Raw genomic sequence first — 1,697 nt, forward strand, 5'->3', positions numbered from 1 at the left:
GCGGTAGGTGATATCGATACTCTCATGCCCCACCCGGTCAGCGATTGCCAGGGCGGTGAAGCCCATATCAATCAGCAGGGAAATGTGTGAATGTCGGAGGTCGTGAATTCTGATCCGCTTCACTCCCGCCGCTTTCGCACCTCTGTCCATTTCATGGTGGAGATAGTGCTTGCTGACAGGGAAAATCCGTTCATTTGCCCCGGTGCTGTAAAACATCTTTAAGTAGTCCTCCATCTCTCCACAGAGGAATTTGGGCATCTTAATGACACGGTTGCTCTTTTTCGTCTTAGGAGTGGTAATCACGTCCTTGCCCTTGAGCCGCTGATAGGATTTGCTGATGGACAAGCCCGAGCTGCTCGAGTCCATCGCCGCAGCGCTCGGCGTGTCCGTCAACGCCCTCAAGGATTACGGCGTCGAGACCGCAGGCGACCTCATGTCGCTGCTCGTGCGGCTCGAAGACTCCTTCGGCATAGTTCCCTCAGCCGACGGTTCGGGCCTCTCCCTGAACCCCAAGGCGCCGCACGCGCCCAAAGCCGCGATGGCGATCGAGTTGTGGGCAGAGAAGCGCGCACGGCTCGAGAACGGCGAGATCGACGCCGACGAGTACGAGGACTGGAAAGCCTTGCTGTAACGGCTCCCCGCATTTCGCAATCAACGCAACCGAATCAGGACGCCAGGCTAGGCGGTGAGCTCCGCTCGCTCCTGCGTAAGCTGAGTTTTTACTCCCCATTGCATGCAAAGGCATTTCAAGCGTAAATGGGGAGTAAATGACGCGGTGGCTTACATGGCGGCACACGGCAGTACACTGCGGCATTTCCCCTGATTACTCCCGTTTTCATTGAGGCGGCGAGATTCTTTACTCCCCATTAACCACCTGGGGAAACGCCGTACGGAGACCGTAAAAACGCCCGTTGAGTTCGATTTGAGTTTCACGGGCCCCGAAACGGCCTCGTTTCGTTCTCGGGGACAAAAATCGCGCGTCTACTCATTCGGGATAAATCTTTACTCCCGTTCCTCCGAATACCGCCCCGTGCCTTGTCGTCTTGAAATACGGGGAGTAAATCGCGAAATCGCAGGTGAAAGGGAGTAAAACGGCAAAGAAAAAGCCTCCGTCCCAACGCGGGAACGGAGGCCAGATTACCGTATTTACTCACCGCCGTCGCTGGCGGCTTTGCCATGACTCTCGTACGAAACGAAACTCAGCGGCACAGTGCGGCACTCAAAATCGCAGGTCAGAACCCTATCGGCCTACTCCCACTCGATGGTCGCGGGCGGCTTGGACGTGATGTCGTAACACACGCGGTTTGCACCGGGAACCTCGGCCACGATGCGGCCGGAGATGCGGGCAAGCACGTCGTAGGGCAGCTTGGCCCAGTCGGCGGTCATGGCATCACTGGACTCGACGGCACGCAGGATGATCGGGCGCTGATAGGTGCGCTCGTCGCCCATAACGCCAACGGACTTGATGTCGGGCAGGACCGCGAAATACTGCCAACAGCTGTGCTCGGAGTTGCGCTCGCCGGTCTGCTCAAACAGACGCTGGTTGTAGGCGTCGAGCTCCTCGCGCACAATAGCATCGGCGTTCTTGAGAATCTCGAGCTTCTCCTTGTCGACCGCACCGATGATGCGGATGGCCAGACCCGGGCCCGGGAAGGGCTGACGGAACACGATGTGAGCCGGCAGGCCCAGCGCCAGAC

3 protein-coding genes are annotated in these 1,697 nt (G+C 58.2%); 1 reads left to right on the forward strand and 2 read right to left on the reverse strand.

Annotated elements, in window-relative coordinates; genetic code table 11:
* On the reverse strand, positions 1-345 hold a 345-nt coding region (locus ABHR76_RS08670; protein ID WP_430392693.1), incomplete at its 3' end, for a tyrosine-type recombinase/integrase.
* Here ABHR76_RS08670 and ABHR76_RS08675 point away from each other — a divergent pair.
* Positions 338-631, forward strand: a complete 294-nt coding sequence (locus tag ABHR76_RS08675) for an XRE family transcriptional regulator (protein WP_068539730.1) — start codon at positions 338-340, stop codon at positions 629-631. The two genes, ABHR76_RS08670 and ABHR76_RS08675, sit on opposite strands and share 8 nt — an antisense overlap.
* A gap of 617 nt (positions 632-1,248) precedes the next feature.
* On the opposite strand, the gene ABHR76_RS08680 is transcribed toward ABHR76_RS08675, so the two are convergent.
* Positions 1,249-1,697 (reverse strand): GMP synthase (glutamine-hydrolyzing) (locus ABHR76_RS08680; protein ID WP_488212535.1); only part of this gene is annotated, 449 nt, incomplete at its 5' end.

It is taken from the genome of Collinsella aerofaciens (assembly GCF_039752985.1).
Taxonomy (GTDB): domain Bacteria; phylum Actinomycetota; class Coriobacteriia; order Coriobacteriales; family Coriobacteriaceae; genus Collinsella; species Collinsella aerofaciens_BT.